The 17756-nt window shown below is 55.8% G+C and carries 14 protein-coding genes; 9 read left to right on the top strand and 5 right to left on the bottom strand.

The genetic code is table 11. From position 1 onward, the window contains the following. The 4 genes from HA48_RS05820 to HA48_RS05805 form a co-directional block, all read left to right on the top strand. Nucleotides 1-1134, top strand: a 1134-nt coding sequence (locus HA48_RS05820) for an ABC transporter permease (protein WP_139807976.1), incomplete at its 5' end; no start/stop codon positions are given. A gap of 101 nt (nt 1135-1235) precedes the next feature. Then, nucleotides 1236-2297 carry an AI-2E family transporter gene (locus HA48_RS05815; protein ID WP_128600183.1) on the top strand — a complete coding sequence of 354 codons (1062 nt, stop codon included), beginning with the start codon at nt 1236-1238 and terminating at the stop codon, nt 2295-2297. A 269-nt stretch (nt 2298-2566) separates the two neighbouring features. Next, complete coding sequence (locus HA48_RS05810) at nt 2567-4171, top strand: EAL domain-containing protein (RefSeq protein WP_128600182.1); 1605 nt, start codon at nt 2567-2569, stop codon at nt 4169-4171. Next, on the top strand, nt 4146-5105 hold the full coding sequence (locus HA48_RS05805) for a D-2-hydroxyacid dehydrogenase family protein (protein ID WP_128600181.1): 960 nt from the start codon (nt 4146-4148) through the stop codon (nt 5103-5105). The genes HA48_RS05810 and HA48_RS05805 overlap by 26 nt, the downstream gene beginning before the upstream one ends. Here the strand turns inward: HA48_RS05805 and HA48_RS05800 are convergent. The 3 genes from HA48_RS05800 to HA48_RS05790 all read right to left on the bottom strand — a co-directional run bounded on the left by HA48_RS05800 (nt 5097) and on the right by HA48_RS05790 (nt 6858). Then, nucleotides 5097-5483 (bottom strand): hypothetical protein, encoded by a 387-nt coding sequence (locus tag HA48_RS05800; protein WP_128600180.1) that lies wholly within the window; start codon nt 5481-5483, stop codon nt 5097-5099. The two genes, HA48_RS05805 and HA48_RS05800, sit on opposite strands and share 9 nt — an antisense overlap. 111 nt (nt 5484-5594) lie before the next feature. Beyond that, nucleotides 5595-6065 (bottom strand): hypothetical protein, encoded by a 471-nt coding sequence (locus tag HA48_RS05795; protein ID WP_128600179.1) that lies wholly within the window; start codon nt 6063-6065, stop codon nt 5595-5597. Further along, complete coding sequence (locus tag HA48_RS05790; protein ID WP_128600178.1) at nt 6058-6858, bottom strand: hypothetical protein; 801 nt, start codon at nt 6856-6858, stop codon at nt 6058-6060. Before HA48_RS05790 ends, HA48_RS05795 begins: the two co-directional genes overlap by 8 nt. 360 nt (nt 6859-7218) lie before the next feature. On the opposite strand from HA48_RS05790, the gene proP reads away from it, so the two are divergent. Then, nucleotides 7219-8724, top strand: coding sequence for a glycine betaine/L-proline transporter ProP (gene proP / locus HA48_RS05785; RefSeq protein WP_128600177.1), 1506 nt, complete (start codon nt 7219-7221; stop codon nt 8722-8724). A gap of 139 nt (nt 8725-8863) precedes the next feature. Continuing rightward, on the top strand, nt 8864-9841 hold the full coding sequence (gene hemB, locus HA48_RS05780; protein WP_128600186.1) for a porphobilinogen synthase: 978 nt from the start codon (nt 8864-8866) through the stop codon (nt 9839-9841). A 93-nt stretch (nt 9842-9934) separates the two neighbouring features. Here hemB and HA48_RS05775 read toward each other — a convergent pair whose 3' ends face one another. Then, the gene (locus tag HA48_RS05775; RefSeq protein ID WP_128600176.1) at nt 9935-10951 is read right to left on the bottom strand and encodes an alpha/beta fold hydrolase; all 1017 of its coding nucleotides are present in this window, start codon (nt 10949-10951) and stop codon (nt 9935-9937) included. Nucleotides 10952-11270: 319 nt separating this feature from the next. Between HA48_RS05775 and HA48_RS05770 the strand changes: the two genes are divergently transcribed. Next, complete coding sequence (locus HA48_RS05770; RefSeq protein WP_128600175.1) at nt 11271-11765, top strand: helix-turn-helix domain-containing protein; 495 nt, start codon at nt 11271-11273, stop codon at nt 11763-11765. A 144-nt stretch (nt 11766-11909) separates the two neighbouring features. Here HA48_RS05770 and HA48_RS05765 read toward each other — a convergent pair whose 3' ends face one another. Then, nucleotides 11910-12257 (bottom strand): hypothetical protein, encoded by a 348-nt coding sequence (locus tag HA48_RS05765; RefSeq protein ID WP_128600174.1) that lies wholly within the window; start codon nt 12255-12257, stop codon nt 11910-11912. Between the two features lie 167 nt (nt 12258-12424). On the opposite strand from HA48_RS05765, the gene HA48_RS05760 reads away from it, so the two are divergent. After that, entirely contained in the window at nt 12425-16087 is a 3663-nt protein-coding gene (locus HA48_RS05760) for a S6 family peptidase (RefSeq protein WP_128600173.1), read from the top strand. 219 nt (nt 16088-16306) lie between these two features. Beyond that, the gene (locus HA48_RS05755) at nt 16307-17707 is read left to right on the top strand and encodes an autotransporter domain-containing protein (RefSeq protein ID WP_128600172.1); all 1401 of its coding nucleotides are present in this window, start codon (nt 16307-16309) and stop codon (nt 17705-17707) included. The last annotated feature ends 49 nt before the right edge of the window (nt 17708-17756 follow it).

The following is a 17756-nucleotide window of genomic DNA, read 5'->3' as shown; positions in this document are numbered from 1 at the left end:
CGCGTACATGGCGCATCGGCGTGGCGCGCCTTCTACCGGGTCACGCTGCCACTGATGTTGCCGGCGCTGGCCGGTGGCGTACTGCTGGCGTTTACGCTGGCTATTGAGGAGTATGGCGTGCCGGCGGCGCTGGGTTCGCGGGCGCATCTGACGCTGATGACCGTCGGCATCGAAAATAAGCTGGCCGACTGGCCGATCGATCTGCCTGGCGCGGCCTCGCTGTCGCTGTTGCTGAGCCTGATTGCGCTCAGCGCCTGGTTTTTGCAGCGCAAACTCACCGGCAGCAGCGATGTCACGGCGGTCACCGGCAAGCCGGCCAGTCAGGCGTTAGCGGACGCGGGTTGCTGGCAAATCGTGATGCTGCTGCCGTTCGCCCTCACCGTGCTGCTGGCGGTGGTGCTACCGCTGAGCGCCATGACGCTGAGCGGATTACTGAATACGCTCTCCGGCGGCGTGCATCTGAACAACCTGACGCTGCGCCACTTCAGCGCCCTGTTCAGCCAGCAGGGCGAAGCGCTGACCGCCTTTTCCACCAGTATTGGCCTGGCGCTGGGCGCGGCGCTGGTCACAGGCCTGCTCGGATTTCTTATCGCCTGGCGCGTCGCCGAAGGGAAAACCCGCTGGCTGGCGCTGATGGATGGGCTGGCGCTGCTGCCGGCAGCCATGCCGGGCGTGGTGGTGGGCGTGGGGCTGATCCTGCTGTGGAATCGCGGTTTCTGGCCGGTTTCACCCTATAATACGCTGTTTATTTTGCTGCTCTCCTACAGCTGCCTGCTGCTGCCGTGGCCGGTGCGCTATGTCAGTAGCGCGCTGCGTCAGCTGGCCCCCACGCTGGAGCCCGCCGCCCGCGTGCACGGTGCATCGCGGCTGCGGGCGCTGCGGTTAATCGTGCTGCCGCTGGTGGCACCGGCTCTGCTGGCGGCGATGATGATGGTGTTCGCGGTGGCCTCGCGGGAGCTGGTGACGTCGCTGCTGCTGTCGCCTGCCGGTACGCAGACCGTGGCGATTTTTATCTGGCGCCAGTTTGAGCAGGGTTCGCCAGGGCAAGGGATGGCCATGGCCACGCTGACGCTGTTCACCAGCCTGGGCTTGATGCTGGCGGCACGGATACTGGTGTGGCGGCAGAGCCGTTGACGCGGACGACCAGGGCGTTTGCTTCGCTTATTCCTAAACAAACAGTGACTTATTGCCGGTCAGCTACACTTTCCTGAGCCAATATATATTCAGGAGCAGGAATGAACGAAAAGCCACAGGAGAAAATTGGCCAGAATATTCTGGTCAAGCTGGCGATGTTAGTGATTATTCTGGCGGGCATTCGTGCCGCGTCGGAAATTCTGGTGCCCTTCCTGCTTGCCAGTTTTCTGGCCATTGTCCTTAACCCGCTGGTGACCATGCTGATGCGGCGCGGGTTGCGCCGTAGCCTGGCGATCACGCTGGTGATCACCGTCATCATCATTGTCCTGCTACTGCTGGTGGGCGTACTGGCCACGTCGGTCAGCGACTTTAGTGACACCTACCCGCAAATTCGTAGCATGCTGGAACAGAAGCTGACGGTGTTACAGCACCTTGCAGCCCCCTTCCATATCAATATCTCTACCGAAGCCCTCGCTGCGCGCCTCGATCCCAACGTGATCATGAACATGGCGACCACGGTGCTGGCCCAGTTCTCCGGTGCAATGACCAATATCCTGCTGCTGATTCTGACCGTCATTTTCATGCTGTTCGAAGTGCATCACCTGCCCTATAAGCTGCGTAATGCGATGATGAATCCGCAGATTCGCATCGCCGGGCTGCACAAAGCATTAAAAGGCGTTACGCACTATCTGGCGCTGAAAACGCTGGTCAGCCTGATCACCGGCCTCTCGGTCTGGCTGGTGCTACTGCTGCTGGATGTGAAATTTGCGCTGTTCTGGGGCGTTGTCGCCTTTATCCTTAACTTTATCCCCAATATCGGCCCTATCATTGCGGGCGTCCCGCCGTTTATTCAGGCGCTGGTGCTGAACGATGTCTACGATGCCATGCTGGTTGCCGCGCTGTTCAGCGCCATTCATATGGTGTTCGGTAATATGCTGGAACCGCGCCTGATGGGCCGTGGTTTAGGGCTCTCGACGCTGGTGGTGTTCCTCTCGCTGATCTTCTGGGGGTGGCTGCTGGGGCCGGTGGGCATGCTGCTCTCCGTACCGTTAACCAGCGTGACCAAGATTTTGATGGAGACCACCCCGGGCGGCAGCCGCCTGGCGATTATGTTGGGCAACGGCCGCCCGCGCGCCAAAGCGCGTCCGCCCCGCCGCGGATAGCGATGATGACGGGCGGCCTGCCAGGGTCGCCCGCTGCTGCGCATTTCAGCGCAATATGCTTGCTTAACCTCGTGTCATAGCACTTTTCCTGGAGCGAAACGCGAATCACGGCAAAAGATTGTCAATTAACGCAAAGCGAAGTCGATAATTGACCTGTATCAGATCGGTGTAAAATCAAAACGCTACCATGCACAGCCTCGGGAAGTGATATGCTGCTAATGCCGCATTTCGCTCCTTAACTGCTGCTTAAACCGACCGAGGAAAGTCTGGTGCCTCCGCAAAAACGACATCGCGATTTTGGCTGGCTGTTCATTGTCTGTGCCGGACTGTTACCGCTGGTACTGGGCATCCTTTGTACAGCCATTGAGGCGCGCCATACGGTCAACCAGCAGCAGGTCTCCACGGCCAATACCCTGCTCTCGCAGGCTGAAAAGATGAGCGACAGCGCATGGAACATGATCACCACGCTGCGTCAATATCACCACCGCGCCTGCGCCGACATTGAAGAGAATCTGCAGCGTGCCGGTACGCTTAACGCCTATTTCCGCTCTATTGGTATGCTACAGGGCGATCACATCAGCTGCTCCTCAGCCTATGGCCTGAACCACGGCGCGCTGGCAGAGATGATGCTGCAGCCGCCGCCGGTAACCGGCAAAGCCTGGTGGAGCCTGTCAATTCGCGGCACGCTCGGTGTGCCTGACCGCCCTGCCGTGATTTTTGTACGCCAGCTGCCAGACAGCAGCGGCTTCTGGGCCGTGATTGATGGGCAGTATCTGATGGACTTTATGCACGCTATTGGTGAATCGCGCGGTTATCAAATGACCCTGCAGTTTAACGGTGGTGCGATTATCAGCAGTGGCCCGGATGAGCAGCCGGGCCAGCTCTATCTGAAGAGCGCGCAATATCGCGCTGAATCCAGCCGCTATCCCATCAGCGTTAACGTCACGGTGCCGGCCACGGAGCTGGTCAAAGCGTGGCGACAGGCGCTGTTTATCTTCCTGCCCATGGCGGCCATTTTCTCCATTCTGCTGATGGTGCTGACCGCCAACTGGCTGCGTCGCCGTCTGTCGTGGGCCGATGAGATTCGCCGCGCGATGCGCAATCGCCAATTCTCCGTCCACTATCAGCCGGTTTACAGCACCGATATTGAGCGCTGCAAAGGGGCCGAAGCACTGATGCGCTGGCAACTGCCGAACGGAGAGATGATCCGCCCGGATATTTTTATCAGCCATGCTGAATCTGAGGGCGTGATCGTGCCGCTGACTCAGCATCTGCTGGATTTAATGGCGGAGGATATTCAGAGCTGGCAGGTTGAACCCGATTTCCATATTGGCTTCAACGTCGCGGCCGAGCATCTACAGCACCCGGACTTCGTACAGGACGTAATGCGTTTTGCGCGGCGCATCAAAGATAAACAGATGACGATCACCCTGGAACTCACCGAACGCAGCCTGATAGAGGACGGTGAAATGGTGGCGCGTAAACTGCGTCATCTGCAATCGCACGGGATGAAAGTGGCGATTGATGACTTCGGTACTGGCCACTGTGCGCTCTCCTATCTGATGACCTTCCCGCTGGACTACCTGAAGATCGATCGCGGTTTTATCAATGCAGTTGAAGGGCTGGAGACCGAAACACCGGTGCTGGATGCCATCATCAATTTATGCCACAAGCTGGAGCTGGATGTGCTCGGTGAAGGCGTAGAGACCTCGTTACAATTTGCGTATCTGCGACAGCGTGGCGTCGGCCTGATTCAGGGCTATTATTACGCCCGTCCGATGGATAATGACCGGCTGCGTGCCTGGCTCAATGAGCATGGGCGTAAGCCGCTTCTCGTTGAGGAATCGCATGAGCCTGAACTGCATCATTCTTGATGATTATCAGAACGTTGCCCTGTCGTTGGCCGACTGGACGTCGCTCGAACCCGTTGTCCACACCACCGCCCTTACCCGCCACTATGACAATCAGGATGCGCTGGTGCACCACCTTGAACACGCCGATATTCTGGTCGTGATGCGGGAACGCACGCCGCTCACCGCGCAACTGATTGGCCGCCTGCCAAACCTTAAGCTGGTGGTAACATCAGGAATGCGTAACGCCTCCATTGATCTGCACGCCTGCGCCGAACGCTATATTGCCGTGTGCGGCACAGGCAGCAGCAGCGCGGCGCCGATGGAGCTGTGTTGGGGATTGCTGATCAATCTTGCGCGCCATATTCAAACTGAAAGTCACGCGTTGCGCCATAACGGCCCATGGCAGCAGACAGTGGGCAGCGGGCTGCACGGCAAAACGCTCGGCCTGGTGGGCCTGGGAAAAATTGGTGCCGCTATGGCGAAGGTGGCGCAGGCGTTTGGCATGCGCGTGTGCGCGTGGAGTCAGAACTTAACCGAGGCGCGCGCCGCGGAGTGCGGGGCGGAGAGGATGCCGTCGCTGCACGCTCTGCTCAGCGTCAGCGATTTCGTCTCTCTTCATCTGGTGCTGAGTGAACGCACGCGTCATCTGATTGATGCAGCCGCGCTGGCGCAAATGAAGCCCGGCGCGCTGCTGATCAATACCTCGCGCGCGGGGATTGTCGATCAGCCGGCAATGATTGCCGCACTGCAGTCCGGCCAGCTGGCCGGTGCCGGTCTCGACGTGTTCGAACAGGAGCCGCTGCCCGCCGATCATCCGCTGCGCCTGCTGCCTAATGTACTGGCCACCCCGCACCTGGGCTATGTGGCGGACAGTAACTACCGCACTTACTTTACGCAGGCGGTAGAGGATATTGCTGGCTGGGTTAAAGGTGCGCCGCTGCGCTCGTTACTCTGACCGTTCGGCGCGGCGCTTTTCGGCCACGCGCAGCGCCACTTCAAGGCTCTCGTCTGCCGGCGTCGTGGCGGGCGTTATCCCCTGCGCGTTAAGGCGCTGCGTAATGCGCTCTAGCATTGGCGTGAGCTGCCCGACCAGCTGCTGATACTCTTCGAGTTGGGTGATGGGTTGATTGCGGGCGATGCTGGTGTGCGTCAGCTGCTGCAACTGGCGCAAGCTCTCCCGCGCCTGATGACTGAGCAATCCCGCCTGACGCCACGCCTTGAGCCGCTGCAGCAGTTGCTCTGGCTGCTGCACCAGATTGATAAGGTTCTTTTCGGTACTGTCGATCATCAGCAGCCAGGCATTCTCAAACGAACGGGCATTTTTCCGTGACATGCATTCTCCACCAGAGCCAGGCGGCAGAGTATTACCGAATGCGTTTATCCTGACAAGTCACCCCTGGCGCTTCGTTTACAGGCAACTTCTCTTTATTTATTCAGGGGATAATCAGGTATGGCAATACAGACGCGGCAGCCCGGCGTAGTTGATCATCTGATCGCCATTCGGCAGCTGGTACATCTGATAATAGTCGTGGTTCCCTTCACGCATCGGTGAAAACAGGATCTGTGCCGCCAGCGCGGGCGGCAGCGTATCTTCAGCCAGCACGCGCACATTACTCGTGGTGCTGATCATAAAATCGCCCTGACGTCGCCAGGTGATATCAGAAATGCGATGTATACGATAGTGGCGATTATCCAGCGTCACCGTGCCGATTAATGATGAACTTCCATTGCCGCCCGGCTTAAAGCGGGTTCGGATGGTGGCATCAATTGAGCCGGCGGGGTTGCCTTCATTATCAATATGGTACGGCACTTCACACCACTCCGGCACCGGCTCTCCCGGGCGCAGCAGCAGCGCCAGGACCCAGGGCACAACGAACATTAGCGCAATCACCAGACCCCATATTGCTTTACGCATCGGGCATCTCCTCGGTCATCACCAGCCAGGACACACATTCGTTGTCCTTCTGCGCGATGGATTTAGGACACAGGAAAGTGCTGCTCGAAACCTGCGTACGGCCAACGTTGATATACACCAGCGGCGCGACCGCGCCATTCGGTAACCGCGGTTGCCAGTAGTGATAACGGCGCATGGCATTTTTGACCACAAAGGAGTCCGGTGACAGGCTCTCCGCGATGAAAAATTGGGTGTTTTTTTCGGTGAGATAGGGTTTATACGTCAGCGCATTTTTAGTAACCGGCGCAAATTCGTGACGCGCCACCAGCGCCAGCGCCGCGTTAATCAGCAACAGGGCGATAATGATCCCGCGCAGCGGAAACGGCTTTTTCGGCGTGACCTGTGGCGTGTTCACCGCTGTCGGTTCGGGTGCAGCCGGTTCGGCAGCCTCCACGCGCACCGCCGGCTCATCGCTCAGCGGAACGGCATCCGCCTGCTCTGCCAGCACGCAGCCTATCAGCGGCACCTGATGCACCAGTGGACCTGGCGCATGTGCCAGCAGCGCCAGGCGATTGATCTCGGCAATGGTGGTCACGAGGCGATCGGCAAAGGGGAGATCAGAGGGTTCACGCTGAAACAGCGCAAGCAGAGTCTGATTACGCACCAGCTTGCCCTGTGCGTTCAGCACACGGCGCACCACGGCGGTCTGCAATGGGCTAAGCGCAACGCGCTGCGAGGGCGTATGCATGGGATAAAAGACCTGCTGATCGGCATCAAAGCAGAGAGTTTTGGTAAATAAAACAAAGCGTGCCATGCCGCTCCTGAATCCCCGATGTGAAACTGGCGCAAGTATAGATATTTTCGCTCGCCAGCGCACGCATAGTGCGGTCTGCGTCGCGTTCAGCATATTTTTATTTGCGGCCATTGCGGACCAGAACGGCCATAGTTTTAGCCAAAAAATAGCCAGTTACTGGCGCAAACATGACAAATATCACACTAAAACGGTATACTCTGTCGCGGGACGCAATTATTGCCCCGGTAATAATTGCTTTGGCAGGCCAGGGAAAAAATGTCTTTCACGGCTATGCTTTAATTTTCTCAACGCCGCGGACTTACCGCGCTCTTTTAGTCCGCAGCGTTGAGGATTTTTCGAATTCCAATACAGGGTAACCTCATGAAATTACGTAGGAAGCGTGTAAAACCTATTGGTCTGGATGACGTCACCATTATTGATGATGCTCGTTTACGTAAAGCGATCACCGCCGCGTCTCTGGGTAACGCGATGGAGTGGTTTGATTTTGGTGTTTATGGCTTTGTGGCGTATGCGCTGGGGAAAGTATTTTTCCCGGATGCCTCGCCAGGTGTACAGATGATTGCGGCACTCGGTACGTTCTCCGTACCGTTCCTGATCCGTCCGCTGGGCGGTCTGTTCTTTGGTATGCTCGGCGACAAGTATGGTCGTCAGAAAATTCTTTCCATTACGATTGTGATCATGTCGATCAGTACCTTCTGTATCGGTCTGATTCCCTCCTACGCCTCGATTGGTATCTGGGCACCGGTGCTGCTGCTGCTGGCAAAAATGGCGCAGGGCTTCTCGGTGGGCGGTGAGTACACCGGAGCGTCGATCTTTGTCGCCGAATACTCGCCGGACCGTAAGCGCGGCTTTATGGGCAGCTGGCTCGACTTCGGCTCAATCGCCGGGTTCGTGCTCGGCGCGGGTATTGTGGTGCTGATCTCCACCGTTATCGGTGAGCAGAAGTTCCTCGACTGGGGCTGGCGTATTCCGTTCTTCCTGGCGCTGCCGCTGGGTATCATTGGCCTCTATCTGCGTCATGCGCTGGAAGAGACCCCGGCGTTCCAGCAACACGTTGAAAAACTGGAACAGGGCGATCGCGAGGGCCTGCGTGACGGTCCGAAAGTGTCGTTCAAGGAGATCGCCAGCAAACACTGGAAGAGCCTGCTGGCCTGTATCGGTCTGGTGCTTGCCACCAACGTGACCTATTACATGCTGCTGACCTACATGCCGAGTTATCTGTCACACAACCTGCACTACTCCGAAGATCACGGTGTGCTGATCATTATCGCCATTATGATGGGGATGCTGTTTGTGCAGCCGGTGATGGGGATGCTGAGCGACCGCTTTGGTCGCCGTCCTTTCATTATCATCGGCAGTATCGCGCTGTTTATCTTCTCGATTCCGGCGTTCATGCTGATTAACAGTAACGTGCTGGGGCTGATTTTTGCCGGGCTGCTGCTGCTGGCGGTTATCCTCAATGCCTTCACCGGCGTAATGGCGTCATCACTGCCGGCGATGTTCCCGACGCATATTCGCTACAGTGCGCTGGCCAGCGCCTTTAACATCTCGATTCTGATTGCCGGCCTGACGCCAACCGTGACGGCCTGGGCAGTAGAGGCCAGCAATAACCTGTTTATGCCGGCTTACTATCTGATGGTGGTTGCGGTGATTGGTTTAATCACCGGTATCTACATGAAAGAGACCGCCAATAAACCGCTGCGCGGTGCAACGCCGGCGGCATCAGACCTCGAAGAGGCGCGCGAGATCCTGCAGGAGCATCACGACAATATCGAACAGAAGATTGAAGATATTGACGAAGAGATCTCTCGCCTGGAGGCGAAGCGTAAAAACCTGGTGCAGCAGCATCCGGATATCAACGAGTAATCGTCCTGCCACTCCCGCCGCTCTGGCGGGAGTTTTGTTTCTGTGCTTGTCTGATGCCCACCGCACACAATCCCTCTTCCTGCTGCAGGAAAAGGAGTAAACTGTCGCCACTTTTTTCACCAGCATAAGTTATATGAACATGTCTGATTTCAATCTGATTCAGCGCCCAAGAAGGCTGCGTAAAAGCGCGTCGATGCGCGAAATGTTCCAGGAATCCCACCTTAGCCTGAACGACCTGGCGCTGCCGATCTTCGTCGAAGAGGGCGTGGATGACTACGTTCCGATCAATGCCATGCCGGGCGTGATGCGTATTCCGGAAAAGCGTCTGGCGTATGAGATCGAACGCATTGCCAAAGCCGGTATCCGTTCAGTGATGACCTTTGGTATCTCTCATCACACCGATGCCACCGGCAGCGATGCATGGAATGAGAATGGCCTGGTGGCGCGTATGTCGCGCATCTGTAAAGAGACCGTGCCGGAAATGATCGTCATGTCTGACACTTGCTTCTGTGAATACACCAGCCACGGCCACTGCGGCGTGCTGTGCGATCACGGTGTTGATAACGATCAGACGCTGATTAACCTCGGCAAGCAGGCCGTCGTCGCGGCGCAGGCCGGCGCGGACTTTATCGCGCCATCCGCTGCCATGGACGGCCAGGTGAAAGCCATTCGTCAGGCGCTGGACGCAGCGGGCTTCACCGATACCGCAATCATGTCCTACTCCACGAAGTTCGCCTCCTCTTTCTACGGCCCGTTCCGTGAAGCGGCTGGCACGGCGCTGAAAGGCGATCGTAAAACGTATCAGATGAACCCGATGAACCGCCGCGAGGCGATCCGCGAGTCGCTGATTGATGAAGCGGAAGGCGCCGATTCCCTGATGGTGAAACCTGCTGGTGCCTATCTGGATATTCTGCGCGATATCCGCGAGCGCACCACGCTGCCGCTGGCGGCTTACCAGGTCAGCGGTGAGTACGCGATGATTAAGTTTGCCGCGCAGGCGGGTGCGATCGACGAGCGGAATGTGGTACTGGAGAGCCTCGGCGCCATTAAGCGTGCCGGTGCGAATCTGATTTTCAGCTACTTTGCTCTGGATCTCGCCGAGCAGAAAATCCTCTGAGTAAGATAAGATCAGTCTGACTTTAAAGGGGCGATCCGTCACGGATCGCCCCTTTATTTTTGCAGCTGTGCAGCCGGTAACGCGCGCGCAGCGTTACCGCGCTAAATCCCCGATCAGCGTCTGATTAAACTTCTGCGGCTCCTCCATTTGCGGCGCATGTCCCATGCCCGGGAACTCAATCAGTCGCGCGCCTGGGATCATCTTCGCCACCTGCTTACCCAACACATTGTAATGGCCGAGCTGCGCTTTGACCTGCGGTGAGGCGATATCACTGCCGATCGCCGTGGTATCGGCGGTGCCAATCATCAACGTGGTTGGCACGGTAAGATCTTTAAACTCGTACCAGACCGGCTGGGTAAAAATCATGTCGTAAATCAGCGCGGAGTTCCACGCGACCTTCTGATGTCCCGGCCCTCTATTCAGCCCGGCCAGCATATCGACCCACTTGTCATACTCCGGCTTCCACTGCCCGCTGTAGTAGGTCTGCTGCTCATACTTCTTGATGCCCGCCGCATCCAGCTTAAGCTCGCGCTGATACCACTGATCCACCGAGCGCCACGGCGCACCTTTGGCTTTCCAGTCCTCGAGCCCAATCGGATTCACCAACACCAGCTTTTGTGTTTGCTGTGGGTACATCAGTGCATAGCGCGTTGCCAGCATGCCGCCGGTGGAGTGGCCGATAATCACCGCTTTTTCGATACCGAGCTGCGCTAACAGCTGATGCGTATTGTGTGCCAGCTGCTGGAAGCTGTACTGATAACTGGCCGGCTTCGTTGAGGTGCAGAAACCAATCTGGTCAGGTGCAATAACCCGGTACCCCTGCTGGCTTAGCGCTTTTATGGTGTCATCCCAGGTGGCGCCACAGAAGTTTTTCCCGTGCATCAGCACCACCGTTTGCCCGTTCGCCTGCTGCGTCGGTTTAACGTCCATATAGCCCATGCTGAGCGACTGCTGTTGCGAGGTAAACGTAAAGTGCTGCAGGGGATAAGGATAAGTAAACCCCTCCAGCTGTTCGCCATAAATGTTATCCGCCGCAGAGGCTGTCGCACTCAGTAATGCTGCTGCTATTGTCGCAGTAAGTAGTTGTTTTGACGGGAAACGAAACCGCATGTGCCCTCTCCTTAAGGTAGTTAACGTTCAGAGTCTGGCACAATTATTGTACATGCGTATTGATGGGCTGTGCCGAAGCAGGCGGCTGTTTTGACTGTTAAGCTGCGCAAAGCCATAAAAAATTTGAGTTAATAATAACGTCAGTTATTACGCTAAATATTCAACATCATCACAACATGCAAACGTTTAATTTCACGAAAAATAAGACCGGTCTTGATGACAAATAATAAAATCGTCATTTTCCTATAAAACTTTACGTTAGCAGAGTGCTTAAAAACTTTAATTTAATTACACTGTGTGAAGTTAATGGAGGATCATGATGATGCAGCAGAAATACAACGAAGGGGTTATTGATTCGGTGACCGAATGGATTATGGCAAACCTGGATCAGCGCTTAAGCATTGATGATATCGCCGTAAAGTCTGGCTATTCCAAATGGTATTTACAGAAGCTTTTCGCCCGCTACCACAATGAAACCCTGGCACGCTATATCCGTAAAAAGAAATTAGTCTGCTGTGTGAGTGAGTTAAAGTATACCGGGCTGCCGATTATCAGCCTGGCGGTGAAATATCATTTTGAAAGTCAGCAATCTTTCACCCGCTCTTTTAAACAGGTGATGGGCTGTACGCCACTGTTTTGCCGTAAACGCAAGCTGGAAGGCGAGACGCAGCAACAGATTCGCATCAGCGACGATCCCTGCTCAATTTGTCGCCAGGCCTCGTTCTCTCTTAGCGAGCGCGAAAAAAGTGTTTGTCAGCCGGTTACCGTTAATAATGGGAATTTTTTAACGCAAACCGATCGTCTGACGCGCTAATAAACACGTTTAATTTATCTGATATTTAATGCTGGCGTTAAAAAGACCGCGCTGCTGCTATTATATTTTCTTATAAAAACCAGGTGATTTCTCAAAAAGCAGAATTCGCCGCTGCAATAATGGCGGTTTACAGCGGCAGAAATTTTACTGTACCGTCTGCCCTGGCAGCAGCGTTTCTGAAAATATCTGTCGGCAGGATAATGCATCCTGACGCGCCTGCTGCTGTTGCTGCGGCGCTAAATCCTTCCACACTGTCTGCAGATGCCCGGCCAGCCCTGATTTAAAGTGAATTTTTTGCAGCGCATAATCTGAATTGCCGCCTTCAATAATTTGCTGCATAGCGTGCGGGCTATTATCGCGACCATCGTGCGTCAGGGTGCAAAAGGTGGCGATGTAATACGCTTTATCTTCATCGCTATAGTGCGGCATCAGCCACCACACAGCGGCGCAGATAATAAGCAACAGAGGCAGCAGGTATTTAATTTTTAACATGAATCTCTATATCCGGGAGTGGCTAAAACGGCAACATCATAACAGATCTGCAGTACCGATCATTAACGCTGAATTGTCAGAAAATTGAGACGGGGCTTATCCCACCGCAGCACCTGCTCGCCCTTAACATTGACGGCAATTCACTTTATTCGATCAGGACGATTACGATGAAAAAAAGCCCGCTGGCGCTATTGATTGGCGCATTTTGCATAAGCGGCACTGCAGACGCAGGGATTATACGCCACGATGTGGACGTACAGGAGTATCGCGACTTTGCGGAAAACCTGGGTAAATACAAGCCAGGGCAGGTTAACGTTCCGCTTTATCGCAGTGACGGTACGTTCGACGGCTATGTCAATGATGTCCCACTACCGGATTTTGGTATGGTCAGTAATAAGGGATATATCACGTTTATTTCCCCTTCGCTGGTGGTCAGCGCCCACCATGTGTCACGGTTATCGAATTTTTCTTTAGGAAACAAAGCGAAATTCGATATTAATTATCTCATTATCAATCGAAATGACCATCCTGATAGCCCCAGCTATGTCGATTTTAATGTTCCCCGCGTCCATAAAGTTGTCGTTGAAAGCGCGCCCACGCCTTACGTCGGTTATGGGGAATTTCTGCAAAATCGGGACCGCTATACCGCCTATGCCCGCGTTGGCGGCGGCTATCATCTAAAAGAAAATATCGTTACCGGTGTTCCCGACCAGATAAGTTATTTTTATATCTACAAAACCGGCGGCATGTTTAAACCAGAAGCAGCCTCTATCAAGGGTGGCGTGCTGAACCTGAGCACCTACTGGCCAGACGATCCCCGCTCTGCACCTCTTGCGGCCATTGGCTACAGCGGTGATAGCGGCAGTCCGGTTTTTGCCTGGGATAACACTGACAAGCGCTGGGTGCTGGTCGCTATTCACAGAGGTCGCAATCGTTTTAATCTTTATGACAGAGAATCATACACTTACCCCATAATGGACAAATGGGTCGATCAGGTTAAGGCCCAAATGACCGATCCGGATGTCGAAGACGTGGCAGGCGATGGGGATATTCACTGGCAGCTGGGTGCCATTGTTCAGGGTAACAACAGCTGGCAGTGGCACGGTCTGCCGGAAGAGAAGCGCTGGACCGCGCCTGATAAACTCACGCTGGCGGAACTGGACGCGACTAAAGATATTCGTTTCAACGGCGCAGGCGGCACCGTGGTGCTGGACAACTCCATCAATATGGGCGCGGGCAAACTGCAGTTCTCTGCCGACTACACCGTAAAATCACCTGATGGCAAAGCGCATAGCTGGGTGGGCGGCGGCGTCGAGGTTGATAGAGACAAAACCGTGCTGTGGCAGGTGAATGGCCTGAAGGATGACGCGCTGCATAAAATCGGTGCGGGCACGCTGCATGTCAACGCGCGGGGCGTCAACGACGGGTCGCTCAATGTCGGTGACGGTACGGTGATCCTCGATCAACAGGCCGACGACCAGGGCCGTAAGCAGGCATTTTCACAGATTACCCTGTTCAGCGGGCGCCCCACCGTGGTGCTGAATAGCGCCGATCAGATTGACACTAAAAACATCCGCTTTGGCTACCGCGGCGGTACGCTGGACATCAACGGTAACGACCTGAGCTTTGACGACATCCTGCATAACAACAGCGGCGCGCGCATCGTTAACCGCCATAAAACCGACACGGCGCAGATTACCCTGACCGGTAACAACCGTCACTTTCACGGTGAGCTGGGTGAAGAGGCCTCACGCGATCGACTGGATGTCACCACGCACAATAACTGGATACTGAGCGTTGATGCCTGGCTCAACCGGCTCAGCATCGCCAGCGGAAACCTGCAGCTGCGCGGCGAACACGTTGAGCATGCCGGTAACGTCTATTTTTCGCATGACTGGAATGAAACGCACTACCGCATTAATCAGACGGACGTCTCTGCGGGAACCAGCCTGACGCTGCGGGAGCATGCTCACCTCGACAGCCGCGTCAGCGTGGCGAACAGCGCTACGCTAAATGTCTTTGATCGCACCACGCTGTCGGGAACCGTTGACCTCGCCACGGCGTCGTCACGCCTGCTGGCGGACATTTCGCCGCACGCCAGCACCCTCGGGCCGCTGGCTTCCGCGATCAATGCCAACATCAGCGGGTTGGGCGGCCTGATAAAAACCGGCGCAGGCCGGCTGACGCTGGGTGGAAAAGTGAATAACCAGCAGGGCGTTGAGGTGCAGCAGGGCGAGCTGGAGGTCAACGGCAATCTTGAGTCTGATCTAAAAATGGCGGAGGGCACGCTGCTCTCCGGTAGCGGCGTCATTCACCAGGCCAGCCTGATGGATAACGTCACGCTGGCACCCGGCTGGAATAATCTGGCGGGCAGCTGGTCATCGCTGCGTCTCGAGAATTTGCAAACCGGTCGCGCCAACAGCCTGGTGCTCAACTCCGCCTTCCGCGCTGACGCTACCGACCGTCTGCTGATCAATGGCGATCTGCAGCAGAAGGATAATCAGCCGTTGTGGCTGCAGGTCACTCCGCAGGCAAGCTGGATCGACAGCGATCGCAACAGCAATGGCATCGCAGACAACAATGAAGGTGTATCGCTGGTGCAGGTAGGCGGTAACGCCAATGCCGATAGCGTGCGCCTGGCAGGAGGTTACGTGGCGCGTGGTGCATGGGCTTATGGCCTGTACGCCTTTGCGCCGGGCCGTGCCAGCAGCGGCGAGCGTTTAGTCGCAGGCGAAGGCGATCGCTACTGGGATTATCGTCTGCAAAATATTCTGCTAACGGAAGGCAATAACCGCGATCCTCTGCAACCCCAGCCGGTTCCTGAACCTCAACCAGAACCCCAGCCGAGTCCGGAGCCTGTGTCGCAGCCGGGCCCGGAACCTGTGTCACCGCCCCGTCACGTGCGCGCAGCGGTCATTCCGCAGGTCCCGGCGTATATTTCCCTGCCTGCTGCACTTAACAGCATGACGGAAAATCTGCGTTCGCTGTTTATCAGTAGCGCTCAGCAGGCGGGTCGCGATGGCCGCCCTGATCTGTTTGTTTCACGCTATACCGGTGATGATCGTTACCACAGTGCCGGTGGTTTTATGGATTATGGCTACGACTTTCACAGCCGTTACCGTGGCTGGACGCTGGGAACGCGCTGGCCGGTATCGCAACAGTTTGCTGTGAGCGGCGCTGTCCATAAGGGCACGCTAAACATGAAGCCTGACGCACGTGATGGCATCAGCCAAAGCCACATCAATACGCTGACTGTTAATGCCATGCTGAACTGGCAGCAGCCCGCAGGTTTACAGCTAGCCGTACCGATGGGCATCAGCCATTACCGTGGCAGCGTCAGCACCGATTTAAGGGGCAAAGTTGCCGATATAAACGGTAAAGCAGGTGAGATTGGTGTGGATAGCGGCTGGCGCTGGCAGCTTGGTTCACATGCGCTGACACCGGTCGCCGGTATCAATGCGCAGTGGCTGTCGATTAAGGATTTTACGGACAGTGACGGTGCCCGGGTAAGCTATTCGACACGCCCGGCAATGCAACTCTCGGCGGGTATAAAATATGACTTTACCCCCCTGAACGCGCTGAAGCTTGGCAGCGAAGCACGCTATGTCCAGCGTGACGCTACACGTCACCATGTGGCAATCGGTGACGGCGAGCAGGCCAGCTATTTCACCACCGGGCGCAGCGGCAACAGTGTTCAGCTTAGTGGTTATGCAGGATGGCAGATGCTGGACAACGTGGAGCTAAATACCCAGGTGCAAGGTCAGCAGCGCCTGACGCATGAAGGCATTAGCGACTGGAACCTACAGGCTGGCGTAAAAATCAGTTTTTGACGGTGGCGTAACAACACCCCGGCGTAGTTTATTGCGTAATAAACTACGCCGGGGTGAAACGGTTTTTTCATCCCCTTCACCTCAATCTGGTACCAGGCCAGCGCATTAAGTTCAACGTTTCCTTAATTACCTCAGGAAAAACCAGACAAAACTTAAGTTGCCGATGAGTTTGCCGCTTTAGGTTTGCGATTCTCACTATCTTCATTCATGGAAGAGAATATGAACCTTTGTCCGCTGGCGCTGGCCATAAGTACCTGCTGCTACACTCTCCCGTTACTTGCAGATACGTGTCTGCCCTGCCTGAGTGAACAACAAGATAGTCTGTACTCCCCGGCAATGCTTCCGGCTTCGCCAGCGTGTATTGCTGCTTCACCGTTTCAATCAACTGCTCCGGTACCGCTTGTTCAGCAAGCCAGCCGCCACACCGGCGAAGGGATTAAACTGCTGGGTAAGATACTGGCGCGCAGCAGCTGGTTTGAAGAGATTAACCCGGCGGCAGCCGATCCTCTCTCACGTTCACATCTGCTGGCCGATAACCGGCACCGTTTTTGGTACTACCGCCTGCAAAATGTGCTACTTACCGGCGAGAAAGATGAAGAGATCCCGAACCTGATTGATAACCCCGGTATTGTGATACCGGAAGATCCGGATTCGCAGCCAGAACCCTTTCCATTTCCACAACCTCAGCCAGAGCCGGACCCCCCCAAAACGCCCGTTACGCCCCTCTCTCCGCTCTACTTCGCGCTGCCCGATCTCCTGCTGGCCTTTGACGATACCATGCAAGCCCGCTTCCACTTCGCTGCACAACAGATGCGTTCTGACGATCATCACAATATGTTTGTGTACGGCTACGCAGGCGGCGAACGCTACTACAGCGCAGAGAGAGTAAATAACGCAACCAGCCGCTATCAGGGCTGGTTGCTCGGTACGCGCTGGTCACCTGAGACGGAAAATCATCCGCTTTCGCTCAGCCTGGGTGTGCACAAGGGCTCGCTCTCATCGCTGTCAGAATTGGGCGAAAGAAAAAGCCAGGCACGGCTAAAAACGGAGGGGATAAATGCGCAGGTGAGTGTGCAACAGCCGACCGGTCTGCAACTGGTGCTGCCGCTGGGTTTAAGCCACGCGTATGGCAACGTACGCAGTACGGATAACGGGGAGATGGCACAGGTCAATGCGCTGATCGGCCATGCCGGGATCGACATGGGCTGGCGCTGGCAATATGGTGCGCACAGCCTGACACCGTTGCTGGGTACCGGCGTGCAGTTCATGCGTTTCAAAGAGGTCCACGAGGGTGAAGGTAAGCAAATTGCCTGGCACCTTGCGCCTTTGGTGCAGCTTACGGGTGGCGTGAGCTACGATTACCAGCCGCTGGCGCAGATCAGGATGGGGGCAGAAACCCGTTATGCCTATCGTGACAGCAGGTACAGCAGCCTGAAGAGCAGCCATGACGGTGAGTTCGCTTTAAAGAGTGGCCATCACCGTTTACAGGTGAGCGGCTATGTTAGCTGGCAGCTGCATCCGAATGTCACGTTGGGCGCACAGCTGCAGGCGCAGCAGCGACTGGATCGCGACGGCGTTAGCGACTGGAATATGCTGACCGGCATTAATGTCTCATTTTAACCGCATACGCCCTTCCGCCTTCATCCTCTTGAGGCCGAAGGCGTTTTTC

It is taken from the genome of Pantoea wallisii (assembly GCF_002095485.1).
GTDB classification, from domain to species: domain Bacteria; phylum Pseudomonadota; class Gammaproteobacteria; order Enterobacterales; family Enterobacteriaceae; genus Pantoea; species Pantoea wallisii.
The sequence above is the reverse complement of the archived record's forward strand: the minus strand, read 5'-3'. Positions and strand labels throughout refer to the sequence as shown.

Coding starts and splice junctions, on each gene's coding strand:
- HA48_RS05815 (WP_128600183.1), top strand. CDS start 1,236: ATGAACGAAAAGCCACAGGAGAAAATTGGCCAGAATATTCTGGTCAAG.
- HA48_RS05760 (WP_128600173.1), top strand. CDS start 12,425: ATGAAAAAAAGCCCGCTGGCGCTATTGATTGGCGCATTTTGCATAAGC.
- HA48_RS05805 (WP_128600181.1), top strand. CDS start 4,146: ATGAGCCTGAACTGCATCATTCTTGATGATTATCAGAACGTTGCCCTG.
- proP (WP_128600177.1), top strand. CDS start 7,219: ATGAAATTACGTAGGAAGCGTGTAAAACCTATTGGTCTGGATGACGTC.
- hemB (WP_128600186.1), top strand. CDS start 8,864: ATGTCTGATTTCAATCTGATTCAGCGCCCAAGAAGGCTGCGTAAAAGC.
- HA48_RS05765 (WP_128600174.1), bottom strand. CDS start 12,257: ATGTTAAAAATTAAATACCTGCTGCCTCTGTTGCTTATTATCTGCGCC.
- HA48_RS05795 (WP_128600179.1), bottom strand. CDS start 6,065: ATGCGTAAAGCAATATGGGGTCTGGTGATTGCGCTAATGTTCGTTGTG.
- HA48_RS05800 (WP_128600180.1), bottom strand. CDS start 5,483: ATGTCACGGAAAAATGCCCGTTCGTTTGAGAATGCCTGGCTGCTGATG.
- HA48_RS05790 (WP_128600178.1), bottom strand. CDS start 6,858: ATGGCACGCTTTGTTTTATTTACCAAAACTCTCTGCTTTGATGCCGAT.
- HA48_RS05770 (WP_128600175.1), top strand. CDS start 11,271: ATGATGCAGCAGAAATACAACGAAGGGGTTATTGATTCGGTGACCGAA.
- HA48_RS05775 (WP_128600176.1), bottom strand. CDS start 10,951: ATGCGGTTTCGTTTCCCGTCAAAACAACTACTTACTGCGACAATAGCA.
- HA48_RS05755 (WP_128600172.1), top strand. CDS start 16,307: ATGAACCTTTGTCCGCTGGCGCTGGCCATAAGTACCTGCTGCTACACT.